Origin of the sequence: Pseudodesulfovibrio sp. S3 (assembly GCF_004025585.1) — a bacterium.
In the GTDB taxonomy this organism is placed as follows: domain Bacteria; phylum Desulfobacterota; class Desulfovibrionia; order Desulfovibrionales; family Desulfovibrionaceae; genus Pseudodesulfovibrio.
Genome location: NZ_QTZO01000005.1, coordinates 129,337 through 145,006 on the forward strand (window position 1 = coordinate 129,337; position 15,670 = coordinate 145,006).

Below are 15,670 nucleotides of genomic sequence, written 5' to 3' on the forward strand. Positions count from 1 at the left end.
GAGGGCCATGAAGTCCTCCCCCCGGTTTTATTTGCGTGGTCAGCAGGCCACCCATTGGCCGGTTTTGGCGCTTTTGACCAGGGTTTCCAGGACATGCATGTTGTTCAGGGCATCGCTGAGCGGGGTGGGTACGTCCGTGTTGTTGATCACGGCCATGGCAAAGCGGTCGGCCTGGATGGTGTACTGGTCGCAGGCGTCGAAGGAGATATTTTCCACGGTGTCTGTGGAGTCGTCCTGCAGAATGATCGTGCAGGGCTTGTCGGGCGGGGCGTTGAAAGGGATGAGAATTTCGATGCGGCCCGTGGTGCCGAGGATGTTCACCCTCTGGTATTCGGCCAGTTGGGTGGAGCAGGTGAAGGTGGAGACCTTGCCTGCAAAATTCATCATGCCCGAAAAGAGGCGGTCCGTGCCGAAGGTCGGGTCCAGGTCCATGAACCCTGCCACGCGGTCGGGTTCCCGCCTGAAAAGGAAGCGCGACAGCGAGATGTTGTAGCAGCCGATGTCCATCAAGCCGCCCCCGCCGATGTCCGCCTTGTTGCGGATGTTTTCCGGGTTGGCGTTGTAATAGGAAAAGAAGGACTGGATGGTGACCAGCTCGCCTATGGCTCCCGTGGTGACTAACTTTCCGGCTTCGATCCACTGCGGGTGGTGGCGGTACATGAACGCCTCCATGATCTTGAGGTCCGGGTGTTTGGCGGCGGTGTCCATGAGGGTTCTGGCCTCGGCAGTGTTCAGTCCGATGGGCTTCTCGCACAGGACATGCTTGCCCGCTTCCAGTGCGGTCATGGCCCATTGGACATGCAGATGGTTGGGCAGGGGGATGTACACGGCGTCTATGTTCGGGTTGGCCAATAATTGTTCATAACTGCCGTAGGCCTTGGGGATATTGAGTGCTTTTGCCGCGATGTGGGCCGATTTTTCGTTGCGGGAACAGATGGCGGTCACGTCGCAGTGCATGGATCGTTGCATGGCCGGAATGACTTTGGTCAGGCCTATCTTGGCGGTGGACAGAATTCCTATGCGAATTTTCTTCATGGGGCCCCCAGGGGTTGACGGTGGTTGCTGCCACTCAGTATAGCTGTATTTAGACCCCATGCAAGTGGGAATGTCCTTAAAATAATTCACCGCAAGCAGCCGGAGAGCCGATGTCCGAATTCACCAATGTCACCGTGGCCAAAAAAGCCAACATCTACTTTGACGGTCAGGTCACCAGTCGTGCCGTCACCTTTGGGGACGGCAGCGTGAAAACGCTCGGCATCATGCTGCCCGGCGAATACGAGTTCGGTACGGGCAAGCCCGAGCTCATGGAGATCCAGGCCGGGGAGCTGACCGTCCAACTGCCCGGTTCCGACCAATGGGTGTCCGTTGTCGGCGGCCAGAGCTTCAATGTGCCCGGCGACGCCAAGTTCCGGCTCAGGGTCACGGCGGTCACCGATTACTGCTGCTCCTACCTGGACTAGGGGGGGATATGTCGGATCAGGACCAGAGAATCGAGTTCGGCGACAAGGGACCGTATCTGTTCCAGGAATTGTCCGTGGAGCCTCAGGCCATGCTCCTGGATGAACATCAAGTCTGTCTGTTTCAGTTCGATCAGCTTTTTCTTCCTGTGGCGCTCGCTGCCTGTGGACCCCTGGCTGCGGCCCTCACCGAAATGAGCCAGGCCGTCATGGGCCCTGAGCGTGAGGGCATGATCCCCCTGGAGTTCGACCTGTCCGAGACCACCGAGTTGCCGCTTCTGACCGGCGTGGACGGTGACAGCTTTCAACACGGCGATACAGTCTATCTGGATGTGTTCTTCGGGGCGACCCGGGCACGGATGTGTTTTTCCATATTGACCGCGGCTGCCGTCGGGCAGGTACTGTCCCAGGTGCCTGAATAGGAGGTCTCATGAGGAGCAGGGGAAGGCTCCGGGATATAACCGGATCATGCTGCCGGGTTGCGGCCGCATATGCACTTCTCCTGTTGCTGCTGCTGACCAGTCCGCTTGTCTCCATGGGGGCGGAGACCGTCCTGCTGACCACCGGTGAATGGCCTCCGTATTATTCGCAGAACCTCCCCCATGGCGGCCTCGGAAATCAGATCATCGCCGAAAGCTTCGCCCTTGAGGGCATCGAAGTCGTCTATGAATACCTGCCCTGGAGACGCGCCCTGAGCGAGGCCCGGACCGGTCCTGCCGTCGGTTCCGCCGGTTGGTTGAGGCTTGATGAGCGGGAAAAGGATTTCCTGTTCAGCGAATCCCTCTTCGAATCCCAACGGGTATTTTTCCACAGGAAGGACAGGCCGTTCGACTGGACTGTCCTGACTGACGTTCAGGATCTGCGCGTGGGCGTGGCCCTGGGAAGCGCGGATGAGTATCCCCTGGATGGAATAATGGCCTCGGGCAAGGGGACGCTGAATGTCGCAAGGAGCTATGCCTCGGGCATGAAGATGCTGGCGGCCGGACGTATCGATGTCTATGCCTGCAACCTGGCTGTAGGACTGTACGAGATAAAGCACTCGCTGTCGGAGAAGGCCGCACGGTCCATCACCTATCATCCGCGTCCCATTTTCAAGGAAACTAATCACCTTGTCCTGTCCCTGCGGGTGAAGGATGTCCAGAAGCTGATGGACCGTTTCAACCGGGGACTGCGTCGTCTGAAGGAATCCCCGCGCTACAACGAAATGGTCGAATTTCATTTGCCGATCGCTCGGTCGGAGTGATTTTGCCGGGGCTCGGTTATTCAGCATTTCCCTTCACCTGGATTGACATCATGATGCCTGACCGATCGGGATCGGTCCCGTCCGAAAAACGTGCGCACGGCGAAGGCACCCTGTGTATTTCCATGATGCACGGAGGTGATTATTCCGTGACGCCATATTGACAAAAAAGTGTTTATATGGTGTTTTTTTTAACCGCAAACGTTTGCGGTAACGTTTGCGATGCCATGCTGAAAGTCTGTGGCGTTGGCGTTCCGTGTTTTTCGAAGGGCGTATATCAGGGGAATCCATGCAGTTCGAAGATCATCCACACAGGCGGTTGAATCAGCTCACCGGAGAGTGGGTTCTGGTGTCGCCGCACCGGACCAGGCGGCCCTGGCAGGGGCAGCAGGAAGAGCCTGACAGGGTGGCCCTGCCTGCCTATGACCCGGGTTGCTATCTCTGTCCCGGCAATGGCCGGGCCGGAGGAGCGGTCAATCCCGACTATGCGGATACCTTTGTCTTTACCAACGACTTTGCCGCGCTCCTGCCCGAACCGCCCGATGACTCCGGCAAAGACGCCGGTGCGGACGATCTGCTGGTGGCCGAGCCTGAAACAGGCGTCTGCCGGGTGATTTGCTACTCTCCTCGCCACGATCTGACCCTTGCCAGGCTTGGGGCCGGTCAGGCCGCCAGGGTGGTGGATGTCTGGTGCGCCGAATTTGCCGAGCTGGGCGGCCGCGCCGACATAGGATACGTCCAGATCTTCGAGAACCGGGGGGCCGCCATGGGCTGTTCCAACCCCCATCCGCACGGCCAGATATGGGCCACCCGCAGCGTTCCCATGTACCCGGCGACCGAGGACGTCCGTCAGGCTGCGCACCTCCATGACCGGGACCGGTGCCTGCTCTGCTCCTATCTGGAGACCGAACTGGCCCGGCAAGAGCGGGTCGTTTTCGAAAACGAATCCTTTGTGGCCCTGGTTCCCTTTTGGGCGCTCTGGCCTTTCGAGACCATGATCCTGCCCAAGGTGCACATGCGCAACATCCTGGAGATGACCCAGGCCCAGCGGGCCGATCTGGCAGACGCCATGGTCCGGCTCAACGTGCGCTACGACAATCTTTTCCAGACCTCGTTTCCCTATTCCATGGGCATCCATCAGGCCCCGACCGATGGCGTCGAATATCCGCACTGGCATTTCCACATCCATTACTATCCCCCGCTTCTGCGCTCGCAGTCGGTCAAGAAGTTCATGGTCGGGTACGAGATGCTGGCCATGCCCCAGCGCGACCTCACGGCGGAAGCCGCTGCCGCCCGTCTGCGGGAGCAGGCCGAGGTCCACTACATGGAGGCGGATTGATGCCGACCGCTGAAACCTATCTTCAGGCCCTTGATCGCGGCGGCCTGGATTCGACCCTGACCGAGTTGTACGGGACGGCCTCCCTGCCCGTGCAGCGGCAGCGGTACCATGATCTTCTGCGACGCATGGGGGAATGGCATCAAGGTTCGCCCGTTATTCTCGTCAACGTTCCGGGCAGGACCGAGCTGGGCGGCAACCACACCGACCACAACCATGGCATGGTCCTGGCTGCGGGCGTTCATTTCGACTGCCTGGCTGTGGCCGCTTCAACGGGCGGGACCCTTATCCGTGTTCGGTCAGAAGGCTTTTCCGAGGTTATCGAGGTGGACTTTGAAGACCTCATGCCCCGCCCGGAAGAGGACGGCACCGCTCAGGCCCTGGTGCGCGGCGTGGCCGCCGGGTTCCGGTCGCGCGGCTGGCCTGTGGGCGGTTTCGATGCCTGCATCGCCAGCAGCGTGCCCATTGGGGCCGGGCTGAGTTCCTCGGCCGCCTTCGAGGTCTGCGTGGGGCAGATTTTCAATCATCTCTTCAATCGGGGAGAACGCACGTCCCTGGACCTGGCCATTGTCAGCCGGGAGGCGGAAAACGTCTTTTTCGGAAAACCCTGCGGGCTCATGGACCAGCTCGCCTGCGCCACCCAGGGCATATTGTCCATTGATTTCAAGGACCCTTCCGCGCCCGTGGTCACCGAATTGCCCTTTGATTTCGATCTGACAGAGTATCAACTCACGGTTGTGGACACCGGGGGAAGCCACGCGGACCTGACGCCTGAGTACGCTGCCATCCCCAATGAGATGGGACTGGCCGCCAAGGCATTGGGGCAGGAAAAGGCACGTGGACTGACCATCCGGCAGGTGTTGGAACAGGTCGGGCGTGTCCGCGAGGCCGCCGGAGATCGGGGTGTGTTGCGGCTCATACATTTCATCGAGGAAAACGACCGGGCCCAGAAGCAGGCCGTTGCGCTCCGGGCCGGGGATATGCCCTATTTCCTGCGTCTGGTCAGGGAGGCCGGTGATTCTTCCTGGCGATTGCTGCAGAACTGCATCTCCACCGCCAACTACCTGGAGCAGCCCATCCCCCTGGCCCTGGCCCTTACCGACAAGTTCCTGTCCGGCAACGGTGCCTGTCGGGTTCAGGGCGGCGGTTTTGCCGGGACCATTCAGGCCTATGTGCCCAAGGTCCGGTTCGGTGAGTACGGCCGGTTCATGGAAACGGTTTTTGGCCCGGGTTCGGTCATGCCGCTCAAGATCCGCAGACCCGGATTCGACTGCATCAGACTCGGCAAAGGGGTGAGCGGATGAGCCAGTTCACCATCAAGGACCTCGCCCGCAAGCTCGGAGTCTCGCCGTCCACAGTGTCCCGGGCCCTGCGCGACCATCCCGACATCAGTTCGGCCACCAAACGGAGAGTGAACGAGGCCGCCGAGAAACATCACTATCAGCCCAACCAACTGGCCCAGTCCCTGCAAAAAAAACGCAGCAACACCATCGGCGTTATCGTCCCGGAGATACGACATCATTTCTTCTCCAATGTCATCAGTGGCATAGAAGAAATAGCCTACGAGCACGGCTATACCATCATGGTCTGCCAGAGCTACGAGAATCTGGCCCGCGAGGTTCTCAACGTCCAGGCCCTGGTGGCGAACCGCGTGGCCGGGCTGCTTATTGCCATTTCTTCGGAGACGACCCGGTATGAACATTTGTCGGGCGTCATCCGGCAGAACGTTCCCCTGGTCCAGTTCGACAGGGTGGTGGAGGCGCTGGATACGGGCAAGGTGGTGGTGGACGACTATGCCGCCGCCTTCGGAGCCACCGAGCACCTCATAGCCTCCGGTTACCGGCGCATAGGCCATCTTGCAGGACAGGAGGGCATTGCCCTCAATCGGCATCGGTTCGAGGGATATCGTGACGCCCTGCATGCCCACGGCCTTGCCGTCGAGGAAAAATTTTATCTTCATGGAGGATACCGCGAGGAAGACGGCCGCAGAGGGGCCGAGCTTTATCTTGCCATGGATGAGCTGCCCGACGCCATCCTGGCCATCAACGATCCCGTGGCCGTGGGGGTGTTCATCCGGTTCAAGGAAGCCGGAATCCGCATCCCCGCTGACGTGGCCCTGGTGGGTTTTTCCGACACTCAGGCCGCCGCACTCATCGAACCCGCGCTGACCACGGTCTACCAGCCCGCCTTTGAGATGGGCCGCACGGCCGTGTCCCTGCTGCTTCGGCAGATTGGGGAAGGTGTCGATTTCAAGCCGGAAACCGTGACCCTGGAGACCGAACTCATGGTTCGCGGTTCTTCGGCACCGAGGGGAAACTGATGGGCATTGCGCAAAAACAATGGGGCGTCGCCCGCGACGGTACGCCCGTGGACCTGTTCACCCTGACTGCTGCGTCCGGCATGGAAGCGTCCATTGCATCCTATGGCGGAGTGGTCGTTCGCCTGACCGCCCCGGATCGGAAAGGCGTCATGGCCGACGTGACTTTGGGGTACCCGTCTCTGGACGGCTACCTCGATGATCAGTGTTTTTTCGGGTGTCTCGTGGGCCGGGTGGCCAATCGGATCGCCAATGCCAGATTTTTCCTGGACGGCCGGGAACACCGGCTCGATCAGAACCACGGCAGCCACCATTTGCACGGCGGAGGCCGGGGATTTCATTCCCGTGTCTGGCGGGTCGAATCGGTGACCGACGGGGTGGAGCCGGAGTTGGTTCTGATGTATGCCAGCCTTGACGGGGAGCAGGGGTATCCCGGCAATCTGGAGGCACGCGTTATGTATACCCTGACGGAGGACGGCCTGCGCCTGGATTTTTCGGCCACCACGGACAGGCTCACCGTGGTCAACATGACCAATCACAGTTATTTCAATCTGTCGGGTCAACCCGGCTCGGATTGTCTCGGCCATGTGCTGACTCTTCCGGCCCACAGATATATCGAGACCGACCGGGAGTTGATTCCCACGGGACGGCTGGCCGAGGTGGACGGAACCCCCCTTGATTTCACTGACGGCGTGAGCATGGGAAGCCGCATCGAGGCGAATTTCCCGGCGCTCTGCATCGGACAGGGGTATGACCATTTCTTCGTGCTTGATGACGACAGCGAGGGGGTCAAGCTGGCGGCTTCGGTCCATGAACCCGTGTCCGGACGGGGCATGGAGGTCTGGACTGCCAACCCGGGCGTGCAGTTCTATTGCGGCAACCATATCCCGGAAAGGATGGCTGGCAAGGATGGAGCTGTTTATGGTAGAAGGTTCGGGTTCTGTCTGGAGGCGCAAGGATTCGTCGATGCTCCCAATCGGGCCGGGTTTCCCTCTGTGGCCCTGGAACCGGGAGCCGTGTATCGGCAGTCAATAATGTACAAGTTTTTTGTGAAGTAGCACAGTACGCTGTGACAAGAAAAAGAGACGGATAGCATGGCAAACGTACAATTGAGAAAAGTGGTCAAGCGGTTTGGTGACGTGGAAGTGGTCCACGGCATTGATCTCGACATCATGGACAGCGAGTTCATTGTCCTGGTGGGGCCGTCCGGGTGCGGCAAGTCCACGGTGTTGCGCATGATCGCGGGTCTGGAGGTCATCAGTTCCGGGGAAATTTCCATAGGTGACCGGGTTGTCAATCAGGTTTCGCCCAAGGATCGCAACGTGGCCATGGTCTTCCAGAACTATGCCCTGTACCCGCACATGTCCGTGCGCGAGAATATGGGCTTTTCCCTGAAGATGCGCAAAGAGTCCGTGGCCGACATCGAGACAAAGGTGGACGAGGCTGCGCGTATTCTGGAGTTGGAGCCGTATCTTGATCGCAAACCGTCCGAGCTTTCCGGCGGACAGCGGCAGCGCGTGGCCATGGGCCGGGCTTTGGTCCGCAGCCCCGACGTGTTCCTGTTCGACGAGCCTCTTTCAAACCTGGACGCCCAGCTCCGCACCCAGATGCGCATGGAGTTGAGGAAGATGCACCTGCGCCTGTCCACCACCACGGTATATGTCACCCATGACCAGATCGAGGCCATGACCTTGGCCGACCGTATCGTCATCCTCAAGGACGGCTACATCCAGCAGGTGGGCACGCCCATCGAGGTGTTCGAGCAGCCCGACAATGTTTTCGTGGCCCAGTTCATAGGCAATCCGCCCATGAATATTCTGGAGGGCACCTTCCGGGTTCTGGACGGAAAACGGTGCGTGGAAGTGGGCAAATCAAGATTTCCGGTCACGGACGGCAAGGCCGAGGCCTTGACGGACGGTGCTCCCGTGCTGGCAGGGCTTAGGCCGGATTCCATCAAGATGGGCGAAGGAATCGAGAAGTTGCCCAAGGATTGGTGGTGTCAGGGCGAAGTGGTGGTCTCCGAGATTCTCGGCGGTCACTCCCACCTGGAGATCGTGATTGACGGAGAGAATGACCTTCTCGCCGAGGTGGAAGGGCGCGTGATCGCCCACCCGGGCGAGGTGGTTCCCATCGGCTTCGAGTTCGACCGCATGGTCCTGTTTGACCCGGAGACCACCTTGGCGATTCGTTGAGTTATTAATTGTGTAACCGGATGAAGTAAATCGTTCCATGGAGGTATCATGAAAAGGATTCTGACAAGTTTTTTGGTGTTAACAGCAGCGATGCTTCTGTTGTTGGGTTGTGGTGAAGAGCCGAAGGAACAGCAGGCCGAAGAAGCTCCGGCTCCGACGGCGGAAGCTCCCGCCCCTGCTCCGGCCAAAGGCAACGACCTGGAAATCTTCTCCTGGTGGGCTGGCGACGAAGGCCCTGCTCTGGAAGCTTTGATCGAGATCTACAAAAAACAGAACCCCGACGTGAACGTGATCAACGCCACCGTCACTGGCGGTTCCGGTGTCAATGCCAAGGCGGTTCTCAAGACCCGCATGCTCGGTGGTGAGCCGCCGGATTCCTTCCAGGTCCACGCCGGTCAGGAACTGATCGGCACATGGGTCAAGGCTGACCGCATGGAAGACCTGACCCCCCTGTTCGAAGAGCAGGGCTGGATGGACGCCTTTCCTGAAGGGCTGGTCAAGCTCATCGGCACCGACAAAGGCATCTGGTCTGTTCCGGTCAACATCCACCGTTCCAACGTGATGTGGTATGTGCCCGCCAACCTGGAGAAATGGGGCGTGAATCCGCCCAAGACCTGGGACGAGTTCTTTGACGCCGCCGCCAAGCTGAAGGCCGCCGGGATCATTCCCCTGGCCCTGGCCGAGAACTGGACCGCCAACCATCTGTGGGAGTCCGTTGCCCTGGCCTCCATGGGTGCCGACAACTGGGACGCCCTGTGGTCCGGCAAGCTGGCCTTTGATTCCCCTGAAGGGGTCAAGGCGTGGAGCCTGTTCGGCAAGGTCCTTGAGAACACCAATGCCGACGCTTCCTCCCTGTCCTGGCAGCAGGCCACGGACATGGTCCTTGACGGCCGTGCAGCCTTCAACATCATGGGTGACTGGGCCGCCGGTTACATGACCACCACCAAGAAGCTGGTACCCGGCGAAGGCTACGGCTGGCTTTCCTCGCCCGGCACTTCCGGCCAGTTCATGTTCCTGGCCGACTCCTTCGGTCTGCCCAAGGGATCGCCGCACCGTGACAACGCCATTGCCTGGCTCAAGGTGCTCGGTTCCAAGGAAGGCTCTGACACGTTCAACCCGCTCAAGGGTTCCATCTCTGCCCGTACCGACTCCGACCTGAGCAAGTACAACGGCTACCTGCAGTCCGCTGCCGCCGATTTCGGCAAGGACCGCGTGGTCGGTTCCCTGGCTCACGGCGTTGCCGCCAACGAGACCTTCATGGGCGGATTCGCTTCCGTCATGGAGATGTTCCTGAAGTCCAAGAGTCCTGAGGCTGCCGCCAAGGCGTGCGCCCAGCTGGCCGAGAAGGCCGGGATCTAATTGAGTTAAAAGGCCCGCCGGCGCCGGGGGCGTCTGTCCCCGGCACCGGTGAGCCATGCATCAACAGCGAGTGGGTTGAATATTATGCGGGAAGCCTCGCACGACAGAATCAAGGCGTTTCTTACGTTGCTGCCTTCCATGATCCTCGTAGGCGTCTTTGTCTACGGGTTCATCGGCAACACCATTTGGACCTCCATGACCGATTGGGGCGGCTCTGGCTCGCTGGCGCTTGAGCCGGAAAAGAATTTCATCGGCCTGGACAACTATATCGACCTGTTCACCGGATTCCTGGGCAGCGGATTTCGCCAGGACCTGGTCAACGCGGTCTATTATTCCGTCCTGCTTCTGGCCGGAGCCGTAGGCCTGGGTATGTTCATCGCCATCCTGCTCGACCAGAAGCCCAGGGGCGAGGATGTCCTGCGGACCATATTCCTCTACCCCATGGCCCTTTCCTTCATCGTGTCCGGCACCATCTGGCGCTGGCTGCTCGCTCCCCAGGGCGGGATCAACATCCTGCCCACGTATGTGGGCCTCAAGCCCATGACCTTCAGCTGGCTCTCCAGTCAGGCCGCCATCCTGGTCTTCAACTGGCAGGATCTGTTACGCATCCTGCTCTTCATGGCCGCCTTCATCCTGATTCTGGTCGGCCTCTTCATGCTCAGGAGGGACCAGGGCCGGGCGATCGGGCGGTGGCTCATTCCGGGCATTGTCATCGGTGCGTTCGTCTGGCTGTTCGGGGACATCATCCCGGATGCCCTGTTCATGGAAGAGGAGCACGGCTTCAACATGGCCACGCTCGGCATCATCATGGCCACCATCTGGCAGTATTCGGGCTATACCATGGCCCTCTACCTGGCCGGGTTCAACGGCATTTCCCAGGATCTGCGCGACGCGGCCATGCTCGACGGGGCCACCCAGGTGGGCTACTATCGGCACATCGCCATACCCATGCTCAAGCCCATCACCATTTCCGCGGTCATCATCCTGTCCCACATCTCGCTCAAGATGTTCGACCTCATCTTTGCCATGACCGGACCGGACAATGCCCAAACAGGCCATCCGGCCCTGACCATGTATCTGACGACCTTCCGTTCCAACGACTTTGCCCGGGGCGCGGCCATTGCCATCGTGCTCTTCCTGATAGCGGCCATGTTCATCGTGCCGTATCTGGTCGGACAGTACCGGCAGCGGGGGAGGGACTAGTATGGTACGTTCCAAGATCACCCCCGGCAGCGTGTTCCTGTACAGCATCCTGACCGTGTTGGCCCTGTTTTTCCTCATGCCCGCCTATATGGCGGCCGTGACCGCCCTCAAGATGCCTGCGGACATCAGCCTGCCCTCGGCTTGGGAGCTGCCGCCCGTGTTCAACTGGGCCAGTTTTTCCGAGGCAATCGAACTGCTTCGGCCCAATTTCATCAATTCCATCATCCTGACCATTTGCGCTACCTTCGGTTCCACGATGCTGGGGTCGCTCAACGGGTACGTCTTCTCCAAGTGGAAATTCAAGGGGTCCGACATCGTCTTCACCCTGTTCCTGTTCGGCATGTTCATCCCGTACCAGGTCATCCTGATTCCCTTGTTCCAGACCCTGCGGGCCATGAATCTGTACGGCGGTCTGCCGGGCCTGATCCTGGCGCACATCGTTTACGGGCTGCCCATCACCTCGCTGATCTTCCGCAACTTCTATGCCCAGATTCCGACCGCGCTCATCGAGTCCGCCCGACTGGACGGCGCGGGCTTCTTCTCCATCTATCTGCGCATCGTGTTCCCGCTTTCCATTCCGGGATTCGTGGTCACGTCCCTGTGGCAGTTCACCCAGATATGGAACGAATTCCTCTGGGGCATCTGTCTGACGCGCCATGCGGACAACCCCATCACCGTGGGGCTGGCTCAACTGGCTGGCGGTCAGGCGGTTTCCTGGAACCTGCCCATGGCCGGTTCCATCATGGCTGCCGTGCCCGTATTGTGCATCTATATCTTCCTTGGAAGATACTTCATTCGGGGGTTGTTGGCGGGTTCGGTGAAAGAATAGAGGGGGCGGCTTGCGATAGCGGCGCATCTGCACATTTTTCCCGTCCGATCCGATCCTCGCGTAGTCAGCCTACGCTGCGGTTGTCTCGGCCGGGAGAAAATGCGCAGCTACACCACTCTCACAAGCCTCATCCGGTTGCTTCGTGAGAGGAGGAAGAGCCGTTGTCCGGATGCCTTGTACCCGAAGCCGTTCCAATCGTTGAAGAGAAAAGGCCTTGCCGTTTATACGGCAAGGCCTTTTATTTGGTGTTTCTCAGAGTTACTTTTCTTCTTCTTCAGAACGTTCGTCCTTGCTCTCCGTGATGTTTTCATCCCACAGCCCGCAGCTATGGTCGATGCAGGAGAGGCACGGTCCGGGGTAATCCATATTGGGCATAGGAGCCTCCTGGGTCATTGTATGGGAAACCGGCCTTCGCTTTTGGCCGAAAAAATCACACATGAATACATGTTGAAAATATAGACATGCATCCGTGTTTGGCAAGGGGGGGAGTAAAAAAGGGGAGCCGGAGTCAGCTCGTCACATGTTTTTCCGGCAGTATTTGACGAATTTCTGTGCTTCGATAAAGCCCGGATTGATCTCCAGGGCGTGTTCCAGGTTGTCGACACACGGGCCGTATTGTCCCTTTTCAAAGAAGACCCGTGCCAGGTTGAAATAGACGTTTTCGTCCGTGTCCACGATCTCCAGGGATTTTTCATAATACCGTATGGATTCGTCATAGTGGCCGTTTTTGCGCAGGGATATGCCGAATTCGTTGAACTTCTGACGGAACTCATAGGTAAAGGCCTCGTCCAGGCCGAGCAGGGTGTCCAAGACTTTTTTCAGTTTGTCGAATTCTTTTTTTTCGGAGTAGATTTCTCCCAGTCCGTAGTTTGCGTCGACGTTCTTGTCGTCGATCATCAGCGCCTTGATGAACTGGCGTTCGGCCTCGTCCAGTTTGCCTTCGGCAAAGGCTTCCTGGCCCATTTGGATTTTCCGCTTGAGCGTCTCAAGGGCGGGTACCGTGTGGATTCTATAAAAGGTCGGTTCGGGTGTGTATTGCTTGAGAAAATCCATTTCATTGAGGACGCTGCGGACCCCGGAAGGAACGTGGTGTGCGTTGAGCGGTTGGATTTCGAACTCCGTACCGGACAACTGTCGGGCATACCAATAGGTGACGTTCTCATGCTTGGACGCAGTTCCACCGGTTCCCAACTCAGCGTCGAGTTGGAGGGAATACACGCCGAGTATTGTCGGATAATCGCTCACGGGCCAAAGCTCCCTGTCCTGCTCATTGTCTTTTTTTAGGAAATGCATCTTTTATGCATCTTGTAAAGAATATCGCAGGTTGGGACATAGATCAATGATTATTCATGCTTGATGTGCGACCCGTGCCTCGAAAAAGAGAAAGCCCCGGGGGGGGCTTTTCGTGGAGGGGAGGGGGGGTGGTTAATCGCAGGGCTTCCATGGTTCGTTGACCTTTCGGTCATAACCGCGCAGCGGGATGGTATCAGGGAGCAGCGGACTGACCAGCGGTGTAAAAGGCTCGTAGTTGTAAAGCACGGCTACCTCTGCCAGTTGGCAGGGTGCGCCGGGATCGTTGTCGATGCCGTCTCCCGTGGCCGTCAGGTCGGGCCAGGAGCGCACGGAGATGTCGATGGTGCCGTTTTTCAGGGCGGCCACTCCGGCTTCAGTGGTGGCGATGATCTGGCTCAAACGTGTGCCTTCCTCATCACCCCTGCCGGTCGCGGCGAACCTGGCTCCGATCTGCGCGGCCTTCTGTACGGTCAGCCAGGAGTAATAGGCATTGCCGCCTTCTATGATGGCCATGACCAGCACGAACATGATGGGCAGGATCAGGGCCATTTCCACAGCCGCAACCCCGGCGCGTCGGGAGTTCTTTTGGTTCTTGAGCATAATGGAAACCTCCCTAGAGCAGTCGCCAGCCGAGCTGCTTGCCGATCTGCTTGAAGATGTCGGGGATGTCATACACGGACGGGGCATTGAAATAGTGGTCGTCAGTGCCGGCCTTGCTTGATGCGATCTGTTTCATGAGGGCGATGTCCGTGTTGTCCGAGGTGCCGAAACGGATGGTGAAGATTTCGATGCCCGCGTCCTTGGCTGCCTGCGCTTCTGACAGCATGTCCGTGTTGAGCACGCCGCCGTCCTCGCAGTGGGCAGTATCCACGCCCATGCCGAAGTATGCATTGGTCCAGTAGTTGTTGGGTCGATAATAGGCGCGGTAGGGGCCGCCGCACTCGCCGTCCTCGGTGTCGCCGTCTGTCAGCACGATCATGATCTTGCGGAAGTCTTCCTTGTCGCCGCCCTGGGTGTAGGGGGCTTCACTGGTCAGGATGTGACGGCCCCACTTGATGCCTTCGGGGATGACCGTGCCGGACGATGCTCCCGTAGCGGTCTGGGTGTTGATGGAGGAAATGATCAGATCCTTGTCCTGGCTCAGCGGCAGGGCCTCGGGCAGGTCGGAGCAGGTGTCCAGGGTGATGTATCTTCTATAATAATCGGACAGTGCCCAGTAGTCGTCCATGAAATCTTCATGGATGCCTGTGTTGAGACTGCCGTCCGCATTGTGGCAACCGGGTTCAAAGCCTTCCACGCCTTCGCCGATGCGGACCTTGCCCCTGAAGGCGACCATGCCGACCTTGGTGTCGGGGGTGGCGCCGTCCGGGATGAGCAGTTCGGTCAGTTCGATGGATGCCTGTTTGACCATGTCGATGGGCGTGCCCTTCATGGAGCCGGAGTTGTCCACGACAAAGACCACCTCAAGCTTGTTGAATCCGGCTGAAGCATGGGCTTCGACGACACTGTCGGCAATGCCGAGGACTTCCATGAGCAGCATCTTGACCTCGGCCTGGGCCATGACTTTCACACTGCGGATTTCTGTTCCGGCCACCACGGATATGACCACGGCGGATTCCATGTTGGCGGCGACCATGTCCTCGACCGCCTTTTTCACGATACCCTTGGAGAGGTCGGGGTCGTAAGGCAGCTCAAGGCTTCCGGCCAATGCCCCGGCATCCACCGAGGCCTGCAGCTTGGTGTGGGTCATGTATATGTTGCCCATATCAATGGCGATGCCCACAAACCCCAGGAGTACTGGGAGGAGCACTACAATCAGTATGCTTGCGGTTCCCTTGCGGGATTTATGGCATCGGCATGGTGGTCTGTGCGACAATCTGGAATGATTCATCTTCGCCTCCGAGGATTGTTGCACCATTATCGCTTCCGAACGGTCGGTAATCATAAGAAACCTCTACTGTGATTGTATTGGCGACCGGGTCCGTGACCACCTTGGTGGACAGGTCCTGGGCATTGAGGTCGGCAACAAGAGCGTCAACCAACGCCTCAACATCTGCTGCGTCCCCTTGCATGAGCACATGTCGCGCTCCCTCCCGACTGGCTTCTACCAGGGCGGAGTAAGTGTGCATGGCATTGGCCCCTTCAACCAAAAGCATGATCATGAGGGCCAGGACGGGAAGCAACAAGGCAAATTCGACGGCTGCGAGCCCTTGTCGTCTGTCGTCTCTCTTTCTCATTCCCGTTCTCCTTGCGTTCCGTTTTTCCCCGGCTGGATTCCGGGGTAATCCTATATGAGCATTGTACGTGCCAAAGTTTCTTGAACAGGGTGTGCAGTGGTTGTATCTCAATAAAATAATTGAAATAATATTTTGAAACACCAACCAGGAGTGCCGGTTTGGTAGACGGTGAATGATGCGGCAGTCTATTTTTTGTGGATAAGGGTC

General features: G+C 58.7%; 16 protein-coding genes. 11 read left to right on the forward strand and 5 right to left on the reverse strand.

Annotation, left to right across the window (positions count from 1 at the left end; translation table 11 throughout):
• Window positions 1-39: 39 nt before the first annotated feature.
• On the reverse strand, window positions 40-1,035 hold the full coding sequence (locus DWB63_RS07550; protein ID WP_128328211.1) for a Gfo/Idh/MocA family oxidoreductase: 996 nt from the start codon (window positions 1,033-1,035) through the stop codon (window positions 40-42).
• 110 nt (window positions 1,036-1,145) lie between these two features.
• On the opposite strand from DWB63_RS07550, the gene DWB63_RS07555 reads away from it, so the two are divergent.
• From DWB63_RS07555 to DWB63_RS07605, 11 genes are all read left to right on the forward strand, one after another.
• Window positions 1,146-1,460 (forward strand): pyrimidine/purine nucleoside phosphorylase, encoded by a 315-nt coding sequence (locus DWB63_RS07555; protein ID WP_128328212.1) that lies wholly within the window; start codon window positions 1,146-1,148, stop codon window positions 1,458-1,460.
• Between the two features lie 8 nt (window positions 1,461-1,468).
• On the forward strand, window positions 1,469-1,879 hold the full coding sequence (locus DWB63_RS07560) for a hypothetical protein (protein ID WP_128328213.1): 411 nt from the start codon (window positions 1,469-1,471) through the stop codon (window positions 1,877-1,879).
• An 8-nt stretch (window positions 1,880-1,887) separates the two neighbouring features.
• The gene (locus tag DWB63_RS07565) at window positions 1,888-2,700 is read left to right on the forward strand and encodes a transporter substrate-binding domain-containing protein (protein WP_128328214.1); all 813 of its coding nucleotides are present in this window, start codon (window positions 1,888-1,890) and stop codon (window positions 2,698-2,700) included.
• A 286-nt stretch (window positions 2,701-2,986) separates the two neighbouring features.
• Window positions 2,987-4,036 carry a UDP-glucose--hexose-1-phosphate uridylyltransferase gene (locus tag DWB63_RS07570; protein WP_128328215.1) on the forward strand — a complete coding sequence of 350 codons (1,050 nt, stop codon included), beginning with the start codon at window positions 2,987-2,989 and terminating at the stop codon, window positions 4,034-4,036.
• A complete protein-coding gene (locus DWB63_RS07575; RefSeq protein ID WP_128328216.1) occupies window positions 4,036-5,337 on the forward strand; it encodes a galactokinase family protein in 1,302 nt (433 codons plus the stop codon). Before DWB63_RS07570 ends, DWB63_RS07575 begins: the two co-directional genes overlap by 1 nt.
• Window positions 5,334-6,353, forward strand: coding sequence for a LacI family DNA-binding transcriptional regulator (locus tag DWB63_RS07580; RefSeq protein ID WP_128328217.1), 1,020 nt, complete (start codon window positions 5,334-5,336; stop codon window positions 6,351-6,353). Before DWB63_RS07575 ends, DWB63_RS07580 begins: the two co-directional genes overlap by 4 nt.
• The gene (locus DWB63_RS07585; protein WP_128328218.1) at window positions 6,353-7,408 is read left to right on the forward strand and encodes an aldose epimerase family protein; all 1,056 of its coding nucleotides are present in this window, start codon (window positions 6,353-6,355) and stop codon (window positions 7,406-7,408) included. Before DWB63_RS07580 ends, DWB63_RS07585 begins: the two co-directional genes overlap by 1 nt.
• A gap of 36 nt (window positions 7,409-7,444) precedes the next feature.
• On the forward strand, window positions 7,445-8,542 hold the full coding sequence (gene ugpC / locus DWB63_RS07590; protein ID WP_128328219.1) for a sn-glycerol-3-phosphate ABC transporter ATP-binding protein UgpC: 1,098 nt from the start codon (window positions 7,445-7,447) through the stop codon (window positions 8,540-8,542).
• Window positions 8,543-8,590: 48 nt separating this feature from the next.
• Window positions 8,591-9,901: an extracellular solute-binding protein gene (locus DWB63_RS07595; RefSeq protein WP_241648731.1), complete on the forward strand. Its 1,311-nt coding sequence runs from the start codon at window positions 8,591-8,593 to the stop codon at window positions 9,899-9,901.
• Window positions 9,902-10,039: 138 nt separating this feature from the next.
• On the forward strand, window positions 10,040-11,104 hold the full coding sequence (locus DWB63_RS07600; protein WP_241648733.1) for a sugar ABC transporter permease: 1,065 nt from the start codon (window positions 10,040-10,042) through the stop codon (window positions 11,102-11,104).
• A gap of 1 nt (window position 11,105) precedes the next feature.
• A complete protein-coding gene (locus DWB63_RS07605; RefSeq protein WP_128328221.1) occupies window positions 11,106-11,933 on the forward strand; it encodes a carbohydrate ABC transporter permease in 828 nt (275 codons plus the stop codon).
• A gap of 516 nt (window positions 11,934-12,449) precedes the next feature.
• Here DWB63_RS07605 and DWB63_RS07610 read toward each other — a convergent pair.
• From DWB63_RS07610 to DWB63_RS07625, 4 genes are all read right to left on the reverse strand, one after another.
• On the reverse strand, window positions 12,450-13,178 hold the full coding sequence (locus DWB63_RS07610; protein ID WP_241648734.1) for a tetratricopeptide repeat protein: 729 nt from the start codon (window positions 13,176-13,178) through the stop codon (window positions 12,450-12,452).
• Window positions 13,179-13,358: 180 nt separating this feature from the next.
• Window positions 13,359-13,826 (reverse strand): TadE family protein, encoded by a 468-nt coding sequence (locus DWB63_RS07615; RefSeq protein ID WP_128328223.1) that lies wholly within the window; start codon window positions 13,824-13,826, stop codon window positions 13,359-13,361.
• 13 nt (window positions 13,827-13,839) lie between these two features.
• Window positions 13,840-15,117, reverse strand: a complete 1,278-nt coding sequence (locus tag DWB63_RS07620; protein ID WP_128328224.1) for a VWA domain-containing protein — start codon at window positions 15,115-15,117, stop codon at window positions 13,840-13,842.
• Window positions 15,071-15,463 carry a TadE/TadG family type IV pilus assembly protein gene (locus DWB63_RS07625; protein WP_128328225.1) on the reverse strand — a complete coding sequence of 131 codons (393 nt, stop codon included), beginning with the start codon at window positions 15,461-15,463 and terminating at the stop codon, window positions 15,071-15,073. The genes DWB63_RS07620 and DWB63_RS07625 overlap by 47 nt, the downstream gene beginning before the upstream one ends.
• Between the last annotated feature and the right edge of the window lie 207 nt (window positions 15,464-15,670).